This is a genomic window from Lutibacter citreus, assembly GCF_003260195.1.
Taxonomy (GTDB): Bacteria; Bacteroidota; Bacteroidia; order Flavobacteriales; family Flavobacteriaceae; genus Lutibacter; species Lutibacter citreus.
This window is the reverse complement of the sequence record NZ_QEIH01000005.1, coordinates 36,179-55,986: the sequence shown is the minus strand read 5'-3', so window position 1 is coordinate 55,986 and position 19,808 is coordinate 36,179. Positions and strand designations below refer to the sequence as shown.

Genomic DNA, 19,808 nt, shown 5'->3' with positions numbered 1-19,808 from the left:
TTAATTAGATTCGAAGTGGCTTCGCAGAAATAAAAAGTTTCAACGGAATTTAGTACAATTGAATTATAATCAATCCTAAAATTCAACAATAAGCTGTAATATCTGTGAAAACAGGTATCTATATTACTTAATTTAGATAGTACTATTAATGAATAATTTTAAAAAGCAACTCTTTTAATATGTCTCTTGGAGATAAGGAATTTGCTCCAACACCTTTACTTTTAATATCTGCTTCTCTTAACAAACCAATAACTTGAGATACTTTTCGCATTGGATAATTTTTTGCAGCAACAGAATAATCAGTTACAAAAAACGGGTTAATACCCAAAGCCTTGGCTACACTGTTTTTAGACTTATCATTTAAACTATGATAAATAAGCAATTGCGTAAAAAAACTATTTAATAAAGAAATAGTCATAACCATTGGATTTGCCTTTTGATTTTGCGCAAAATGATTAATAATTCTATTCGATTTTAATACATTTCGTTCCCCAATAGCCTTTCTTAATTCAAAATTATTAAAATCCTTACTAATTCCAATATTCTCTTCAATTTCCTTTGGAGTAATAGTTGCTCCACTAGAAAGCACAACCATTAGTTTATCTAGTTCATTACTAATTTTACTTAAATCAGTTCCTAAAAATTCAACAAGCATTAAGGTTGCTTTCGTATCTATTTGAAATTTTTTTCCTGCTAAAACTCTTCTAATCCAATCTGCAACTTGATTTTCGTACAATTTTTTACTTTCATAAACCAATCCTACTTTTTGAATTGTTTTATACAGCGCTTTACGTTTATCAATTTTTTTGTACTTATAACAAAGTACCAACACAGTTGAAGGTTGAGGATTTTTAGCATATGAAACCAATTTTTCAATAGTTCTAGATAAATCTTGAGCTTCCTTTATAATTACCACTTGCCTATCGGCCATCATTGGAAAACGCTTAGAATTATCAATAATCTCTTCAATGGTAACATCTCTACCATACAAAACCATTTGATTGAATCCCTTTTCCTCTTCTGCTAAAATATTGTTTTCAATATATTCTGAAATCCTATCTATATAATAAGGCTCCTCACCCATTAAAAAATAAATAGGTTTTATATTTCCACTTTTTATATCAGAAACTATTTTGGTAACGTCACTCATTTATGAAAAAAAATTAGCATTTTTGCTTTATGCAACAATTGAATTTACCTTCTTATAAATTCAGAATCAAAAGTAGTGAAAATAAGTATTTTATTTTTGATATCATTCGAAAAAAAAATATTGTATTAACTCCAGAAGAATGGGTGAGACAACATTTTATTCATTATTTAATTAATGAAAAAAAATATCCAATATCATTAATTTCTGTTGAAAAAAAATTAACCATTAATAAACTTACCAAAAGAACAGATATTTTAATTTTCAATAAAAAGGGAGAGCCAAATATAATTGTTGAATGTAAAGCCCCATCTGTTAAAATTACACAAGATACTTTTGATCAAATTGCAAGATATAATCTAAAATTAAAGGCAAATTACTTAATTACTACAAACGGTTTAGAACATTTTTACTGTAAAATGGATTTTGAAAATGAATGCTATATTTTTTTAAAAGATATTCCTAATTACAACAATATTTAAGAAAAAATTAAACTGTATTTATCATTTTTAAAGTAAGTTTGCATTTGTGAAAATAGCCCTTGTAATATTAAACTGGAACGGAAAAGAATTATTGGAAAAATTTCTTCCTTCAATAATCAAATATAGCAATATAGATAATGTTGAAATTGTTCTTGCCGATAACGCTTCTACTGATGATTCAATCAATTTTATTAAAAACAATTATCCTTCGGTAACTATAGTTGAAAATGAAAAAAATGGAGGTTATTCAAAAGGATATAATGATGCTTTAAAAAAGGTTAAAGCAGATATTTACGGACTTGTAAATTCTGACCTAGAAGTTACTGAAAATTGGCTAACTCCTATCATTTCAATATTTAAAAACGAACCTGAAACAGTAATAACTCAACCAAAAATATTAGATTATAAAAATAAGCAATACTTTGAACATGCTGGCGCTGCAGGTGGTTTTATAGATAAATATGGATATCCATTTTGTAGAGGTAGAATATTTTCTGAATTAGAAAAAGACACAAATCAATTTAACGATATTTCAGAAATATTCTGGGCTTCAGGAGCCTGCTTTTTTGTAAGATCAAAAGTTTTCAACGATTTGAATGGTTTTGATGAAGATTATTTCTCCCATCAAGAAGAAATTGATTTATGTTGGAAAGTTCAAAACTTAAATTACAAAATTAAATATATAGGAACATCAACAATTTACCATGTTGGTGCTGCAACTTTAAAGGAAGAGAGTCCGCAAAAAACATTTCTAAATTTCAGAAACAGTTTATTTACTCTATTAAAAAATGTTCCAAAAAAGATGTTGTTTGGAGTTTTATTTACACGCTTTATATTAGATGGAATTGCAGGTGCTAAATTTTTTATAGAACTAAAACCAAAACATACTTTAGCTATAATTAAGGCTCATATTAGTTTTTATAAAATGTCTGGTAAAATGTATAAAAAAAGAAATAACCAATTTAAAAAGAGTAATTATTTTAAAGTGGATAGCATCATTTTAGCACATTTTATAAAAGGAAAGAAAAAATATAATGACCTTATTAAAAAATAGCTTTAAAAATCTTCAACACTTCCTTTACCTTCTCTTATTATTATTGGATCACCCTCAGATAAATCTATAACTGTTGAAGGGCTATTATCTCCATAACCTCCATCAATTACACAATCAACTATATTTTCCCATTTTTCAAGAATTAATTCAGGGTCTGTAGTATATTCTACCACATAATCTTCATCATAAATAGAAGTTGAAACAATAGGATTCCCTAAGCGTTTTACCAACTCTCTTATTATGTTATTATCCGGAATTCTAATTCCAACTGTTTTCTTTTTCTTAAAAGACTTAGGTAAATTATTACTACTTGGCAAAACAAAAGTAAATGGACCAGGTAAATGCTTTTTTAAAATTTTATATGTTGCAGTATCAATTTGTTTCACATAATCTGAAAGATTACTTAAATCATAACAGATAAAAGAAAAATTAGCTTTATCTAATTTTACACCTTTTATTTTGGCAACTTTCTCCATTGCCTTATGATTTGTAATATCACAACCTAAACCATAAACAGTATCTGTTGGATAAATTATTAAGCCTCCTTTTTTTAAAACTTTAACAACTTTATCTAAATCCTTTTCATTAGGATTTTCCTCATATATTTTAATAAACTGTGCCATAATTTTAAGAATATATACAAAGGTAAATCATTTTAAGCATAAAAAAACCTGCGTTAGCAGGTTTAATTCTTATGATTTATCTATCAACCTAAATCCTTCTCCGTGAATATTTAGAATTTCTACATTTTCATCTGCTTTTAAATATTTTCTAAGCTTAGCAATATAAACATCCATACTTCTAGAAGTGAAATAATTATCATCTCTCCAAATTTTTGTTAAAGCCAACTCTCTTTGCATTAAATCATTTTTATACATAGCTAACATTTTTAACAATTTACTTTCTTTTGGAGAAAGTTTCTGTGCTTCACCGCCATCAAATGATAAATGACGTAGTTTAGAGTTAAATTCAAATTTACCAATAGTAAATTCAAACGTATCTTCTTCAATACTTTGCTCAGTTTCTTTACGTTGTAAAACTGCTTTTATTTTATATAATAAAACTTCAGAATCAAATGGTTTATTTAAGTAGTCATCTGCACCTGCCTGATACCCTTTTAAAACATCCTCTTTCATTGTTTTGGCTGTTAAAAATATAATTGGCACTTCAGAATTAGTTGCTCTAATATCTTTTGCTAAAGAAAAACCATCTTTTCTAGGCATCATAACATCTAAAATGCATAAATCATAATCATCATTTTTAAACATAATTAACCCTTCTAATCCATCTTTTGCATGAGTAACATTGTAATCATTTAAAGATAAGTAATCTTTTAAGACTGTTCCAAAATTTGGATCATCTTCAACTAATAAAATTCTACTATTTTCCATGTTTTTTTAAGTTTAAATTATTGGTAATTTAATTGTAAAAGTGCTTCCTACTCCTTTTTCACTTTCTACAAATATTTCACCTTGATGAATTTCTATTATTTTTTTCACATAAGAAAGTCCTAAACCATGTCCTTTCACATTATGAATATTTCCTCTTTCTTCTCTATAAAATTTCTTAAAAATATTCTTTTGAACATTTTTATTCATTCCTATTCCTTGATCTTTAATCTTTATTATAAGACTTTTAGCTGTATTTTCCGTTAAAATATCAATTTTAGGTGCCTCCTCTGAGTATTTTATCGCATTATCTAACATATTAACTATTACACTAGTTAAATGAAATTGATTCCCTAAAATTTCAGTAAAACCAGCTTTCATATTATTTTTTATATAACCCCCTTTATCTCTAATCAATAATTCTACATGATCCACTGCATCTTCAATTATATCATGCATATCAACAGCTTCCTTGCTTACATCTAATTGGTTTTTTTCAAGTTTTGAAATTCTTAATACATTCTCAACTTGTGCATGCATTCTTTTGTTCTCTTCACGAATCATTTGCACATAACGCTTCACTTTATCTTGATCACCAATTATTTTTGGATTCTTAATAGCATCCAAAGCTAAATTAATAGTTGCAATAGGAGTTTTAAACTCGTGGGTCATATTATTAATAAAATCTGTTTTTATCTCAGAAATTTGTTTTTGTCTAATTAACTGATATAAAGCAGTTACAAATGCCAAAATAATTATAAGAATAAAAAAAGCTGAAAGCCCCAAAATCTTAAAGATTGAAGAAAGAATAAAATTCTTTTTTTCAGGAAAAGTAACAAATAATTGAAACTCGCTTTTCCCCTCTGAATCTGCAAACATAGGAACCATATAACTTTTACCCGATTCTTTTCTAAAATAACCCGATTTTACCTGAGTTGCTAATCCATTGCTATAAATACCATACTTAAAATCGGTATCTATTCCTTTACTTTTTAATTCTCTATCTAATCTTGTTGTAATTTCATTATTACTAACTCTCTGATTAATAGGTAATTTTTTTCTTGAAGCATCAAAAGACTGCACCAATAGTGTTTTTTCTGCTTCTTTTAACCTTCTCATTTTTGTAAGGTGTTCTTCTGGTAAGTTATTTTTATTGACAATATTATCTAATACGTTATTGTCTATAATTGAAACTTTCTCCTTACTATAAATTTCTTTAAAATTTATAGAGTCACTATCAAAGAACTCAGCAGGTACTTTATAATTCTGTTCTATTATACTTTGTGAAAAAGTAAAACGCTCATTATTTATGGTGTCAATTCTTTCAAAAATAAAATTTCTAACGTCTGAACCTTTAATTAATGTTCCCTCCTTATAATTAGCTGCATATTTTTCATAAAAATCATCAAATTCTCTTTGTCTAATATCTTCAGATAATTTTGCTAATGCAAAACGCACATTCGATGTAAACTGTTTCTCTGTAATTTGAACCGTATTTTTAATCCAAAAAACTTGAACAGTAATAATACCTATCAATGAAATACTCATTAGAACAATGATAAGTAAAAATATTTTTTTGCTCATTTGGTAAAATTAAACTTTTAACATTAAAATTACCTTTATTTACTCAAAGTTAGCTAAAAATATAATTTATTAACAGAAAATTAAGATAATGTTTACTATTCTAAAGATTTGAAAAGATATTAAATATGGTTAAAACTTGGCTTTTGGCATCAATAATATCAGAATTATCTATTACAAAATGGGACTTCTTGATTTTAAATTCATCATCTAACTGATTTTTCATCCTAGCCATTATTTGTTTTTTAGAAATACCATCTCTTTTTGCAATTCTTTCTAAACGCTCGTTTAAATTGGCAATAACAGTAATAATATAATCGCATTGTTTATAAGTACCACTTTCAAATAAAATGGCAGATTCATAAATAACAAATTTAGCTGATGAAGCTTTTACAAAATTTATAAAGTGTTGCTTTACTTTTGGGTGTACAATTTTATTTAACTTCCCTAATTTTTCTTTATCTTCAAATACTATTGCTGCAATATGTGGACGATTTAACTTATTCTCTTTATAAGCTTCAGCCCCAAATAACAATTTTATATCACTAATTAATTCTTTATCAGAATTCATTAGTTTTTTTGCTTCGTCATCAGCAATATATGTATCATACCCCAACTGTTTAAACAACTTTAAAACAGTAGTTTTCCCACTTCCAATTCCTCCTGTTAAGCCAATTATCTTCATTTTTGTAATAAAAATTCTATTTTATTAGGATTTAGTTTAAGCGTAGATACAAATTTACTTTTTTGCTTAATTATGGGGGTTAAAAATTGTGTTGTTGTATCTTTTAAATATTGATTATAATCAAAAACAATTGAAAAACTATTTTCATTTATATCATTAAAATTAGACAATCCAGCTTGATAAATAATTTCTATTTCTTTTGGAAACGGATTTACCTTTATGTTTTTAGGTTCATTAATTATTTGAACTGGAATTTTAATTTTACCTTCAGTAAATTTATCAACTATACCAAAAATTTTCACTTTAGTGTTTGAAAATTTTATGTTTTTATTTTTTTGAGGATTTTTTAGAATTATTTCACGTTCAATACTCTCATACACATCATTTAATTTAAAAAAGGAAGTTGAAACTTCTTTTATAGAATCAATATATTTCTGGGGCCCAGATATTGTTATTGAATCTGGTTGTATTTTTAATTTTTCTAAAAAGTTATATCCTAATTTAAATTTAATTTCACCTTTTGAAATTACGGGTACTTTTTTAGATATATTATTTCCTATTTCAACAAAAATAGTGTCATTTGAAATTCGTAATAATTCTGTTTCTCCAATTATTTTAGCATTAATTCTTGATAGTTGTAAATTTGGTAAAAAATAATAAGAGTTTCCTTTTTTCGCTAAATTATTTAATCTAAAATTAATTTTTTGTGATCTTAATTTATATTTTAACAAGTCAAAACCTGGACCTTTAATAGCTATATCAATTTTAGAAACAGGTGCTACTTGTATTAATTTATCAGCTGGTAAATTTTCATATTCTGCCTTAAAAATAGCAGAACTTGTATATGTTTTTGATAATTCAATTAACACCCACATAATAGATGTTAATATTAGAAAAAACACAAATACTTTAATTTTTCTATTATTTATTAATGTTAAACCTGAAGTTTTAATAGTCGTTTTCATTAATTTTCTTAAACATTAAATATACAAAAAAAGTGAGCTCATAGGCTCACTTTTCTTTGTATGTAATTATATGTTATTTTTTTGCAGCAGGTGCAGCATATTTTTTACTTAATTCCATTGAAATTGCAGAACGTTCAAATTTAATTTTCCCAGCTCCAGTTTCAATAATTACGGTATTATCTCCTTCAACAATATCCAAGATTTTACCATGAATTCCGCTAGTAGTTACAACCTTATTACCTTTTGCAATTGTATTTTGAAAATTTTTCTCGTTTTTAGCTTTCTTCATTTGTGGTCTAATCATAAATAAATAGATCACTACGAACATTAATAAAAATGGTAACATACTTGTTAATGAACTTGCTGCTTCTGCTAATAAAATTGATGTATACATTCTAATTTGTTTTTTAAAATTTATTTTTTCTTAATTACTGTACCTTTAATTCTAATAATCTCAGATATTTTTTCTGTATTTGTTTGTAATGTGATAGATTTACTTTGCTTTCCTTCTCTTCCTCTAGAATTAAAAGTAAAATTTAAAGGTGCTGACTCACCCGGCATAATTTCTTCTTTAGGCCAAGTTGGAACTGTACAACCACAAGTTGCTTTTGCATTTGTAATAATTAAAGGAACCTTACCTTTATTTGTTATTGTAAAAGAACCTTCAACAAGATCACCTTCGGTAACTTCACCAAAATTATATTCAGTTTTATCAAACTCAATAATTGGCGAACCCAATTTCATAAGTGCATCTCTTTCTTTTACACTTTCTAAACTTGAAGTTTTAATTTTTGATGCTGCATCATCTTTACAAGAGGAAACAACCAAACTCAACATTAATAATGAAATAATTAATCTATTTTTCATACTATTTAAATTTATAATAATCCACGTCCTATTTTAGTCAATCTATTTGTTGCTGTAAAATCTTTTAAAATTTTATCCAAAACTCCATTAATAAAATAGCTACTCTTATTTGTTGAATAATCTTTAGAAATCTCTATATATTCATTAATTGTAACTCTTGATGGAATTGAAGGGAATTTTAAAAATTCACAAATTGCCATTTTTATAAGAATCATATCAATATCTGCAATTCTATCGGCATCCCAATTTGGAGTTTTATCTATTATATCCTTTTCAAATTCGGTATGATTTAAAACAACTTTTCTAAATAAATCAACTACAAACTTTTTATCATCTTCATCTTTGTATAATTTACCAAGAACAAATGGCTTTCCATTTTTTTGCTGATTAATTGTTTTTAATACCCATGTATTTACAAATGGAATATCATCAACCCAACTAATATTTTTATCTTCAAAATAATCAGCCAATTTTTCATTAGGTGCAATTACTTCTTTAAATAAAGCCGCTATAAATTCTTTATCTTCTTCAAATGAAGATTTTTCTGAATTCATATATTTTGAATACAATTCGCTTTCTTTAGTTTTTTTCAAAATCTCCTTAATGTACTCGTCATCAAGCTCCCAATAATTCATTTTATTAGCTTCTAGATAATCATTTAAAGAAAAACTTTCTTCAAATATTCTAAAAATCTCGTTGTTTATGAATTTTTTATTAGGATTTAATTCTTGTTTAGTTGCTAAATACTTCTTTTGAGAAATAATAATATGGTTTCTCTCCAAATTTTTCACTTCAACAAATAAACGTAATACTAGAGTGTAGAAATCAAACATTCTATCTATACTCGAATATAAAAATTTCTCTTCCTTGTCAAGTATATCACTTTTTGATTGGAGCAAAGCATAAACTGATTGCATAACTTTAACTCTAATATGTCTTCTATTTATCATTTAAAGAACTTTAAACATTTATTGTTTGAAAATGCAAAAATACTATTATTTTTTATAAATATAATTTTGTTTTTCATTTTTTATTCAAAGTTAAATCTATCATAAAAAAAGTGCTGTAATTATATAAAAATGTATCTTCGTACATTAAATTTGAAATACTTTTTTCTACTTATGAAAGCCTTAAAATATTTAAACAAATACTTCATAAAATATAAATACCGACTACTTATAGGATTGGTTATTACGTTTTGTTCTAAATACTTAACTCTTCAAATTCCGCAACTTATAAGTAAATCTTTAGATGCGGCTCAAGATTATAGAAATGGAGTTATTACAGATATTGAAGTTGTAAAAGCGGACTTGCTTCATAATATTTTATTAATTATTGGAGCTGCATTGTTATCTGGTTTTTTCACTTTTTTAATGAGACAAACCATTATTGTGATGTCTAGGTTGATAGAATTTGACCTTAAAAATGAAATTTATCAACAATATCAAAAACTATCTTTAAACTTCTATAAGAAAAATAGAACAGGAGATTTAATGAATAGAATTAGTGAAGATGTAACCAAAGTTAGAATGTATTTTGGCCCTGCTATTATGTATACAATTAATATGGTTGTATTATTTGCAGTTGCTATAGTAAAAATGTACCATATAGATACTACACTAACCTATTACACTTTACTTCCATTACCTATTCTTTCATTATCTATTTATATTTTAAGTAGAGTTATTCACAAACGAAGTACACTTGTACAGCAGTACTTATCAAAGCTTACAGCTAATGCGCAAGAAACATTTTCAGGAATTAGCATCTTAAAATCTTATGGAATTGAGCAAAATTCTATTACCGAATTTGATGATTTAGCTGAAGAATCCAAAGAAAAAAACATCAACTTATTTAAAGCGCAAGCATTATTCTTCCCTTTAATGATCTTACTTATAGGATTGAGTAATATTTTGGTTATTTACATTGGTGGTTTAAGATACATTTCAGGTGAAATAACCATAGGTGTTATTGCAGAATTTATTATGTATGTAAACTTATTAACTTGGCCAGTTGCAGTTGTTGGGTGGGTAACATCTATTGTTCAGCAAGCAGAAGCTTCTCAAAAACGTATTAATGAATTTTTAAAACACGAACCTGAAATTAAAAATTTAAACGAAAAGCAAACCAACATTAATGGTGCCATAGAATTTAATAATGTTACTTTTACTTATGATGATACCAATATTGTAGCTTTAAAAAATCTTACTTTTAAAATAGAACAAGGTAAAACACTTGCAATTTTAGGAAATACAGGTTCAGGTAAAACCACTGTTTTAAACTTAATTGCTCGATTATATGATGTTGGATCTGGTGAAGTTTTAATTGACGGAAAAGACATTAGAAATTTAAATTTAAATGATGTTAGAAAAAATATTGGCTTTGTTCCTCAAGAAGCATTTCTTTTTTCAGATACCATTAAAAACAACATTAAATTTGGAGAACCAAATGCGTCAGATGCTAAAATAGAACAGGCAGCTAAAGATGCATACATACATCATAATATAATTGAATTTAATGAAGGTTATGATACTTTTGTAGGTGAAAGAGGTGTTACCTTATCTGGTGGTCAAAAACAACGTATCTCAATTGCCAGAGCAATTATTAAAGATCCTAGAATATTAATTTTTGATGATTGTCTTTCAGCTGTTGATACAGAAACCGAAGAAATTATTCTTAACAACTTATATAAAATAAGTAAAAATAAAACCACCATAATTGTAAGCCATAGAATATCATCTATAAAAAATGCAGACAAAATAATTGTGCTTGGTGAAGGGTCTATTATTCAACAAGGTTCACACAATGAATTAGTTAATAATGAAGGTTATTATAAGGAACTTTACGAACAACAACTTTTAGAAAAAGAATTGTAAAAATTGTAAATCACGTCAAATAATTTTTTAGATTTGTGTTGTAGACAATCTAAAAAAAGATTAATAAAATAGAAAGTTAATTATGAATGACAAAGAACATTTAGAACAAGAAGAGATTTTCTCTCAAGTTCTGAGAGCAGGAAGAAGAACTTACTTTTTTGATGTAAGAGCAACAAAGGCAGATGACTATTACTTAACCGTAACTGAAAGCAAAAAATTTACACACGACGATGGATCTTTCCATTACAAAAAACACAAAATTTATTTATATAAAGAAGATTTTGTTGAGTTTAACGAAATGTTAAAAGCTGCAACTGATTATATCTTAGAAGAAAAAGGAGAGGAAGTTATTTCTGAACGTCACCAAAAAGATTTTAAAAAGCCTTCTGAATTAAATCATGAAGAAACTTCAAGTACTGAAAGTTTTACTGATGTAAATTTTGAAGATATTTAAAAAGAATATTTTAGAAAAAAAATCCCATTATGAAAATAATGGGATTTTTTTTTAATAATTTCTATATTTTTCTGATATTTCGAACACATGTTTTAATATTCTTTTTTCTCGCTCATCAAATTCTAAACCTCTTCTCTGAAATACCAAAGAAGCTGTTTCTTCAGCTTTCTTTAATTGATAAATAGAAAATCCTGCTGCTCCACCCCAACTAAATGAAGGAACAAAATTACGAGGAAAATTACTTCCGTAAATATTTGTACTCACTCCAACAACAGTTCCTGTATTAAACATAGTATTAATTGCACATTTAGAATGATCTCCCATCATTAACCCGCAAAATTGTAAACCTGTTTTAGCAAAACGTTCCGTTTCATAGTTCCATAACCTTACTTCAACATAATTATTTTTTAGGTTTGAATTATTAGAATCTGCACCAATATTACACCATTCACCTAATACTGAATTTCCTAAAAACCCATCATGACCTTTATTTGAGAATCCCATAATAACGCTGTTATTAACTTCCCCTCCAACTTTACAATTAGGACCAATTGTTGTGCCTCCATAAATTTTTGCACCCATTTTAATTACAGAATCGTCACCTAAACTAAAAGGACCTCTTATTGCACTTCCTTCCATTATTAAGGTGTCTTTTCCTATGTAAATAGGTCCTGTGCTCGCATTTAAAGTTGAAAATAAAATTTCTGCTCCTTCTTCAATAAAAATATCTTCTTTATTTAAAAAATTTACACCTTCGGGTATCTGTTGTGATGTTCTTCCTTCGGTAATTAAATCAAAATCCTGTTGTATAGCTTGTTCATTCAATGAATATAAATCCCAAGTATTATTAATTTTTAGAATTGGCTCCTTAAATTCGAACCGCTCATAATCCTCAAAACTCACCTCATCTTGGTTATCAGTTGTAAAGAAAGCTATAACCTCCTCTTGTTGAAAAATAGCTTGATTTTCTTTTAAGCTTTTAACTTGTTCAACCAATAAATCTGAAGGTAAAAAAGATGCATTTATCATTACATTACTTTCCATTTCTACCATTGGATATTTCTCTTCCAAGTATTCTTCAGTAATTGTAGTAGTTGTATAACCTAGGTATTTTTCCCATTTTTCACGAATAGTTAATATTCCTATTCTTAAATCGGCCACAGGTTTTGTGTAAGTAAAAGGCAATAAAGCATTGCGTACTGAGCCATCAAATAAAATATAATTCATAATAATTGAATATTTTAAACAAATGTACAGTAAGTTTTGTTTTCTTCAAATGAAAACAAGATATTCTATAATACTTCTTTTTTCCTTAAATAAGTATCAATACTGTCAGCTGTATCAAAACAAGCGCTTACAGAATTAATTTCAGAGCAATAACGAGAATCAATTGGTTGTTTTCTACAACCTATTGCGCCCATATCAATGTTTTTAAAATTTTCATCAAATGACAAACATTTATTATATAAAGTTTCAATAGTGTCCTTCAATTCAATTTCAATATTGTTTTTATTTAAATACCCTTTAAGAAAGTTTTCTACTGCAAATTGAGAATTTTTGCATACAGAATAGGTAACTATATCTTCAGCTGGCTTTAATAATTCATTTTTTGCAAGGTCTAAATTTTTGGTTGCTTCTTTTAAAAAAGCTTGAGTTCTTAAGTCTGTCATTTCTTAATTTTTAAAAGAGTTAAAAAAAGTGCTAGATATATAAAATACCTAGCACTCTTAAAATAATTGATTTATAAATTTTTATAAAGTTCTAGTCTTTCCCATTGAACATCTACTTGTTCTTGAGCTCTATCTAACAACACTTTTGCTCCAACTGAATCTTCTTTTACAACTCTTGTAAAACGAGTTTCAGTATACATAAAGTCTTCTAACGGAGCTGAAGGTGCTTTTGAATCTAATCTAAATCTCTTTCCTTTAACTTCTAAAGGATTGAATCTAAACAATGGCCAATAACCTGTTTCTACCGCTTTTTCTTGATGTGCTGCTCCATCTTTTAAATCATAACCGTGCTCACCACAATGTGAATATGCTATAATTATTGATGGTCCTGGATATGCTTCAGCTTCTTGAATAGCTTTTAGTGTTTGATTATCTTTTGCTCCAATTGCAATTTGTGCAACATACACATTACCGTATGAAACTGCTTGCAATGCTAAACTTTTTTTATTGCTTTGTTTACCTTTCATTGCAAATTTAGCACTTGCACCTAATGGCGTTGCTTTTGAAGCTTGACCACCAGTATTAGAATACACTTCAGTATCCATTACTAAAATATTAACATTTTCACCAGAAGCTAGTACGTGATCAACACCACCATATCCAATGTCATAAGCCCAACCATCACCACCAAAGATCCAAACTGCTTTTTTACGTAAGTATTCAGAAAGGTTTCTTAGTTTTTTAGATTCATAAGTATCAATTGTATCTAAAATTGTATTTAACTCAGCAATATCGTCTAGTTTTTCTTTTTTTAATGTTTCTGTATTTTCAGGACTATCAATAATTTTATTTGTTAATGTACTTCCAATTACACTTTCTAAAGATTTTAATAAACTAACAGCTATTTCTTCTTTTTTAGTTAATGCTAATTTAATACCTAAACCAAACTCTGCATTATCTTCAAATAATGAATTTGCCCAAGCTGGTCCTCTACCATCTTTATTTTTTGTGTATGGTGTTGTTGGTAAGTTACCTCCATAAATTGAAGAACATCCTGTAGCGTTTGCAATTACCATACTATCTCCATATAATTGCGTAATTAACTTAATATAAGGTGTTTCGCCACAACCTGAACAAGCTCCTGAGAACTCAAATAATGGTTGTAAGAATTGAGATCCTTTTACATTTGTTGTTACTAATTTAGTTCTATCATAATCAGGAAGATTAATAAAGTAATCCCAATTTACAGATTCAACTTTTTCAACTTCTGCTTTTTTATGTAAGTTAATTGCAAATATACCTTCAACCAATTTACTTTCTGCTGGACAAACTTGAACACAAAGATCACATCCTGTACAATCTTCAGGAGAAACCTGTAAAACATAACTTTCAGTTTTACTATCAAATGGTCTTCCTTTTGCTGGTACATGTTTTAAATTAGCTGGTGCATTTTCTAATAATTCATTTGGAACCACTTTTGCTCTAATAGCTGCATGTGGACAAATGGCAACACATTTATTACATTGTGTACAAAGATCTGCATCATCCCAAATTGGAACCGCATCAGCAATACCACGTTTTTCATATTGTGTTGTTCCTGTAGGGAACGTACCATCAGCTGTAAATGAACTTACAGGAAGTAAATCTCCATTACCTGCTAAAATTGATCCTAAAACTTCTTTTACAAAATCATCAGCATCTTCAGTCATCATTGGTACTAAACCATTCTCGTTTGTTGTATGACAAGGATATTCAACTTTTTGTAAGTTTTCTAAAGATTTATCAACTGCATTAAAGTTCATTTGAACAACTTTATCCCCTTTTTTAGAATAAGATTTTACAATTGCTTCTTTAATTTTCTTAATAGCTTCATCTTTTGGAAGAACACCAGAAATAGCAAAGAAACACGTTTGTAATACAGTATTTGTTCGTTTTCCTAAATTAGCCTCTGCAGCAACCTTTGTTGCATCAATTACATAAAACTCTACATTATTCTCTATTATTCTTTTTTGAACTGAACTTGGTAGCTCTGCCCAAATTTTATATTTTGAGTGAGGTGTATTAAGTAAGAAGGTACCTCCTTTTTTAATCTTTTTTAAGATATCATACTCATTAATAAAGTTTGGCTGATGACAAGCAATAAAATTAGCCGTACTTATTAAGTATGAAGAATAAATTGGTTCTGGTCCAAAACGTAAATGAGATACTGTTTGTGCTCCAGCTTTTTTAGAATCATATACAAAATATCCCTGAACAAAATTATCTGTAGTTTCACCAATAATTTTAATTGAGTTTTTATTTGCTCCTACCGTACCGTCTGATCCTAAACCATAGAACATACAGTTAAATGTAGATTTTTTAGTTTCGAAACCTGGTTCGTATTCTAAACTAGTATGAGTAACATCATCATTAATACCAATTGTAAAGTGATTTTTTGGAGTTTCTTTATCTAATTCATCATAAATTCCTTTCACCATTGTTGGTGTAAATTCTTTAGAAGAAAGACCATAACGACCACCAACTATTGTAGGCATACTTGCTCCCATTTCAACAAATGCAGTTACTACATCTAAATATAATGGTTCTCCTGTACTACCTGGTTCTTTTGTTCTATCTAATACAGCTATTTTTTTAACTGTTTTAGGCATTTCTTTAATAAAGTCACTTACAGAGAACGGACGGTATAAACGTACAAATAACGCTCCTACTTTTTCTCCTTGCTCTACTAAAGTATCAATAGTTTCTCTTACAGGGCCTTCTCCAGATCCCATAATTACAGTTACTTTTTCAGCTTCTGGATGTCCTATATAATAAAATAAGCTATATTTTCTTCCTGTTAGTTCATAAAACTCATCCATAGTTTCCTGAACAATTCCAGGAACTTTTTCATAATATGTATTTGCTGCTTCACGCGCTTGGAAAAATACATCTGGATTTTGTGCTGTACCTCTTAAAACAGGATTGTCTGGATCTAATGAATTCTTTTTATGTTTCATTATATCATTCTCTGGCATCATTGTTTTAATAACATCATCAGGAATAGAATCAATTTTAGATATTTCATGAGAAGTTCTAAAACCATCAAAAATATTCATAATTGGAACTTTACTTTTTAAAGCTGCAACTTGAGCAATTAAAGCAAAATCTTGAGCTTCTTGCACAGACCCACCAAATATCATTGAAAAACCTGTTTGACGAGCTGCCATAACATCTGAATGATCACCAAAAATTGATAATGCATGAGTTGCTATAGTTCTAGCTGCTACATGTACTACAGTAGGCAATAATTCACCTGCCATTTTATACATATTAGGAATCATTAATAATAATCCTTGAGATGCTGTAAATGTGGTGGTTAATGCTCCTCCTTGTAAAGATCCATGAACTGTACCTGAAGCTCCTGCTTCACTTTGCATTTCAATAATTCTCGGGACATCTCCCCATATATTTTTCTGACCCTTAGCACTATAGACATCTACATGCTCACCCATTGGCGAAGCCGGTGTAATTGGATAAATTGCACAAACTTCATTAGTTTTGTGTGCTATTCTGGCCACCGCCTCATTAGCATCACAAATTAATTTTTTTGTTTCTGGTTTCATTTCTTCTTTATATTTACATGAAATAGTTTGTAGATTATTTTATTGAAGATGCTACAAACTATAATAATTATTAATTTAAGTATTGTAAAATTAGAAGATTTAGCCAAGAGTTATAATGATATATATCAGCAAATACAAGTTATAAAATTATTTAGAATCATTTAAAACAATGATTTTAAGTAACTGTATTTCAACTTATTATAAAGACTCATTGTAATACAAAAAGATCTTTTGTAACAAAAATAACAATTCTTTAACCTTTGAAATTATAGAAATATTAAGTTTTTATTAGATTTATGTAATGTGAAAATTGTTTTATTTTATAATTATTTCAGAACATTATTAACTAAAATATGATTGAATTTTTAATGCTGCTTATGAAATAATTACAACTTTATTAATAATTATTATTATAAAAAAAATTAAGAATTCATTTTTTTTATAAACCTGATAAATAAGCTCCAAAAGTATCTTTAAATGAGAATCCTTTTAGAATACGTTGTTTATTTAATTTTTGTTTCTCCACCAAAGACCATAATATAAATTCTTTTACAAATAAAGTATCCCTAACATCCAATTGAGACATATAATTATTTATTAAAGCATCTAAAGGAACTACCTTATTTAAAGTTTCAGCGTATTCATCTTCAGAAGCATCATCCATTAATTCAAATGAACCACTTTCAAAAAACCAATCTAAAACAGCATCATAAGGATCACTTTCCTCTTCATGCTTTAATTTTTTTATCTCTGGAAAATAGTTAAAAAATAATGTTTTAGCTGCGCTACCAATTAACTTTTCAGCTACAAAAGCAGCTCCTTCTTGTTCCCCTTCATACACCAGCTCTATTTTACCTGTTATGGCTGGAATTACACCTAATATATCTGAAAACCTTATAGTAGTTTTTTGTGAGCCAGAACTTATACATCTATACTCTGCTGTACTCAATAAATTTTCATATGCAGTAATACTCATTCTTGTGCTAATACCACTTTTATTATCTACGTATTCACTATTACGTGCTTCAAAACCTATTTGTTCTACCAAATCTTTCGCTATTTCTGGAATGTATATTTCACATACTCTTTCCTCTTGCAATTTGGCTTCTTGTTTTGTTATTGTCTTAGAAATTTCAATATTTTCAGGATAATGTGTTAATATTTGTGACCCAATTCTATCTTTTAAAGGAGTTACTATACTTCCTCTATTTGTATAATCTTCTGGATTAGCGGTGAAAATAAATTGTAAATCTAATGGCATTCTTAATTGAAAACCTCTAATTTGAATATCTCCTTCTTCTAAAATATTAAACAATGCAACCTGAATACGAGCTTGTAAATCTGGTAACTCATTAATTACAAAAATACATCTGTTTGCTCTTGGAATCATTCCATAATGAATTACTCTTTCATCTGCATAGTTCAATTTTAAATTTGCAGCTTTAATTGGGTCTATATCTCCTATCAAATCGGAAATAGTTACATCTGGTGTCGCTAATTTTTCATAAAAACGATTATCTCTATGCAGCCAACTTATTTTTGTTTCATCACCATATTTTAAAACCTGTTCTTTTCCAAATGCGCTAATAGGATTTAATGGATCGTCATTAATCTCTGAACCTTCAATTACTGGTATATATTCATCTAATAATTGAACCATTAAACGAGCTAACCTAGTTTTTGCTTGTCCGCGAAGTCCTAGTAAATTAATATTATGTTTTGAAAGAATAGCTCTTTCCAATTGTGGAATTACGGTATTTTCATACCCATGAATACCTTTAAAAGATACTTTTTTATTTTTAATATTCTCTATTAAATTTAAACGAAGTTCATCTTTTATACTTTTAGAAACATAACCTGCTTCTTTTAATTCTTTGATTGTTTTTATAGTAGTATGCATATTATCTAATTCTTTTTTTTCTGTTATTTTCATAATCATGAAAAATCATTTCACCCAAACCTTCCAATCCTGTATAAAAAGCCTTACCTCTATTTGAAGCTGTAAATTCTTCAACAAAAGTCTGTAAATATGGGTCTTGAGCAATCATAAAGGTAGTGATTGGAATGTGCAGTTTTCTAGCTTGGGAAGCCATATTATAACACTTTTCAACTATATACTTATCTAAACCGTTACTGTTTTTATAATAAGTGCCATCTGGTAACTGTAAACAACTTGGCTTCCCATCTGTAATCATAAAAATATGTTTATTGGTATTTCTTTTTCGTCTTAAAATATCCATTGCAAGTTTTAAACCCGCAACAGTATTTGTATGATAAGGCCCTACTTGAAGATATGGCAAATCTTTTACTTTTATTGGCCAAGCATCATTTCCAAAAACCAAAATATCTAAAGTATCTTTAGGATATCTGGTGGTAATTAATTCCGCTAATGCCATTGCAACTTTTTTTGCTGGAGTAATTCTATCTTCACCATATAAAATCATACTATGGCTAATATCAATCATTAACACAGTACTCATTTGAGATTTATGATTTGTATCTTCTACAACTAAATCTTGCTCTGTTAATTTAAAACTATCTAAACCATGGTTTATTTGGGCATTTTTTAAACTTTCAGTAATTGATAAGCGGTCTAAAGAATCTCCAAATTCAAAATTTCTATAATCACCTGTATGCTCATCGCCTATTCCTGTGGTTTTTGTTTTATGATTCCCAATTCCACTCTTTTTAATTTTCCCAAAAATCTGATTTAAAGCATTTTTCCGAATCGCTCTTTCCGTTTTAGCTGTTATACTGCTTTTAGAATCTCCATTAGGTGTAATGGTTTCTTTTAAATAACCTTTATTCTTTAAATCTTCAATAAAGTCTTCAATTGTATATTCTTTGGTTGTAAGTTTATATTCTTTATCAAGCATTTTTAACCAGTCAATGGCTTCATCAAAATCTCCTGAAGTATGTGTAATTAATTCTTTAAAAATATCAAACAGCGTATCAAACGGACTTTTTATTTCAGCCTCATATGGTGTAAACTTAAAACCGGTTCTATTATTTTTATTACTCATATTAATTAATAACC

General features: G+C 27.9%; 18 protein-coding genes. 4 read left to right on the top strand and 14 right to left on the bottom strand.

Features of this window, described 5'->3' with window-relative positions:
• Positions 1 to 145 precede the first annotated feature (145 nt).
• Entirely contained in the window at positions 146 to 1,150 is a 1,005-nt protein-coding gene (holA, locus tag DAD81_RS11335) for a DNA polymerase III subunit delta (RefSeq protein WP_111708386.1), read from the bottom strand.
• 29 nt (positions 1,151 to 1,179) lie between these two features.
• On the opposite strand from holA, the gene DAD81_RS11330 reads away from it, so the two are divergent.
• Positions 1,180 to 1,629, top strand: coding sequence for a type I restriction enzyme HsdR N-terminal domain-containing protein (locus tag DAD81_RS11330; protein ID WP_111708385.1), 450 nt, complete (start codon positions 1,180 to 1,182; stop codon positions 1,627 to 1,629).
• 46 nt (positions 1,630 to 1,675) lie between these two features.
• Positions 1,676 to 2,683 carry a glycosyltransferase family 2 protein gene (locus DAD81_RS11325; protein ID WP_111708384.1) on the top strand — a complete coding sequence of 336 codons (1,008 nt, stop codon included), beginning with the start codon at positions 1,676 to 1,678 and terminating at the stop codon, positions 2,681 to 2,683.
• 2 nt (positions 2,684 to 2,685) lie between these two features.
• Here the strand turns inward: DAD81_RS11325 and DAD81_RS11320 are convergent, their stop codons facing one another.
• The 8 genes from DAD81_RS11320 to nusB form a co-directional block, all read right to left on the bottom strand.
• Entirely contained in the window at positions 2,686 to 3,306 is a 621-nt protein-coding gene (locus tag DAD81_RS11320; protein ID WP_111708383.1) for an L-threonylcarbamoyladenylate synthase, read from the bottom strand.
• A 69-nt stretch (positions 3,307 to 3,375) separates the two neighbouring features.
• Positions 3,376 to 4,074: a response regulator transcription factor gene (locus DAD81_RS11315; protein WP_111708382.1), complete on the bottom strand. Its 699-nt coding sequence runs from the start codon at positions 4,072 to 4,074 to the stop codon at positions 3,376 to 3,378.
• Positions 4,075 to 4,086: 12 nt separating this feature from the next.
• Positions 4,087 to 5,655 (bottom strand): sensor histidine kinase, encoded by a 1,569-nt coding sequence (locus DAD81_RS11310; RefSeq protein ID WP_111708381.1) that lies wholly within the window; start codon positions 5,653 to 5,655, stop codon positions 4,087 to 4,089.
• Positions 5,656 to 5,755: 100 nt separating this feature from the next.
• Positions 5,756 to 6,337, bottom strand: coding sequence for a dephospho-CoA kinase (coaE, locus tag DAD81_RS11305; RefSeq protein ID WP_111708380.1), 582 nt, complete (start codon positions 6,335 to 6,337; stop codon positions 5,756 to 5,758).
• On the bottom strand, positions 6,334 to 7,302 hold the full coding sequence (locus DAD81_RS11300) for a CdaR family protein (protein ID WP_111708379.1): 969 nt from the start codon (positions 7,300 to 7,302) through the stop codon (positions 6,334 to 6,336). The genes coaE and DAD81_RS11300 overlap by 4 nt, the downstream gene beginning before the upstream one ends.
• A 73-nt stretch (positions 7,303 to 7,375) precedes the next feature.
• Positions 7,376 to 7,696: a preprotein translocase subunit YajC gene (gene yajC, locus DAD81_RS11295; protein WP_111708378.1), complete on the bottom strand. Its 321-nt coding sequence runs from the start codon at positions 7,694 to 7,696 to the stop codon at positions 7,376 to 7,378.
• A gap of 20 nt (positions 7,697 to 7,716) precedes the next feature.
• Positions 7,717 to 8,169, bottom strand: coding sequence for a DUF1573 domain-containing protein (locus DAD81_RS11290; protein ID WP_111708377.1), 453 nt, complete (start codon positions 8,167 to 8,169; stop codon positions 7,717 to 7,719).
• 11 nt (positions 8,170 to 8,180) lie between these two features.
• A complete protein-coding gene (gene nusB / locus DAD81_RS11285; protein WP_111708376.1) occupies positions 8,181 to 9,119 on the bottom strand; it encodes a transcription antitermination factor NusB in 939 nt (312 codons plus the stop codon).
• A 171-nt stretch (positions 9,120 to 9,290) separates the two neighbouring features.
• On the opposite strand from nusB, the gene DAD81_RS11280 reads away from it, so the two are divergent.
• Entirely contained in the window at positions 9,291 to 11,045 is a 1,755-nt protein-coding gene (locus tag DAD81_RS11280) for an ABC transporter ATP-binding protein (RefSeq protein WP_111708375.1), read from the top strand.
• An 82-nt stretch (positions 11,046 to 11,127) separates the two neighbouring features.
• Positions 11,128 to 11,499, top strand: coding sequence for a PUR family DNA/RNA-binding protein (locus DAD81_RS11275; RefSeq protein WP_111708374.1), 372 nt, complete (start codon positions 11,128 to 11,130; stop codon positions 11,497 to 11,499).
• A 51-nt stretch (positions 11,500 to 11,550) separates the two neighbouring features.
• Here the strand turns inward: DAD81_RS11275 and DAD81_RS11270 are convergent, their stop codons facing one another.
• The 5 genes from DAD81_RS11270 to DAD81_RS11250 form a co-directional block, all read right to left on the bottom strand.
• A complete protein-coding gene (locus tag DAD81_RS11270) occupies positions 11,551 to 12,726 on the bottom strand; it encodes a GlmU family protein (protein ID WP_111708373.1) in 1,176 nt (391 codons plus the stop codon).
• A 65-nt stretch (positions 12,727 to 12,791) separates the two neighbouring features.
• On the bottom strand, positions 12,792 to 13,169 hold the full coding sequence (locus tag DAD81_RS11265) for a HEPN domain-containing protein (protein ID WP_111708372.1): 378 nt from the start codon (positions 13,167 to 13,169) through the stop codon (positions 12,792 to 12,794).
• Positions 13,170 to 13,240: 71 nt separating this feature from the next.
• Positions 13,241 to 16,771 carry a pyruvate:ferredoxin (flavodoxin) oxidoreductase gene (gene nifJ, locus DAD81_RS11260; protein WP_111708371.1) on the bottom strand — a complete coding sequence of 1,177 codons (3,531 nt, stop codon included), beginning with the start codon at positions 16,769 to 16,771 and terminating at the stop codon, positions 13,241 to 13,243.
• A 439-nt stretch (positions 16,772 to 17,210) separates the two neighbouring features.
• On the bottom strand, positions 17,211 to 18,704 hold the full coding sequence (locus DAD81_RS11255; protein WP_245949240.1) for an AAA family ATPase: 1,494 nt from the start codon (positions 18,702 to 18,704) through the stop codon (positions 17,211 to 17,213).
• Positions 18,673 to 19,794 (bottom strand): vWA domain-containing protein, encoded by a 1,122-nt coding sequence (locus tag DAD81_RS11250; protein WP_111708370.1) that lies wholly within the window; start codon positions 19,792 to 19,794, stop codon positions 18,673 to 18,675. Before DAD81_RS11250 ends, DAD81_RS11255 begins: the two co-directional genes overlap by 32 nt.
• Positions 19,795 to 19,808: the final 14 nt, after the last annotated feature.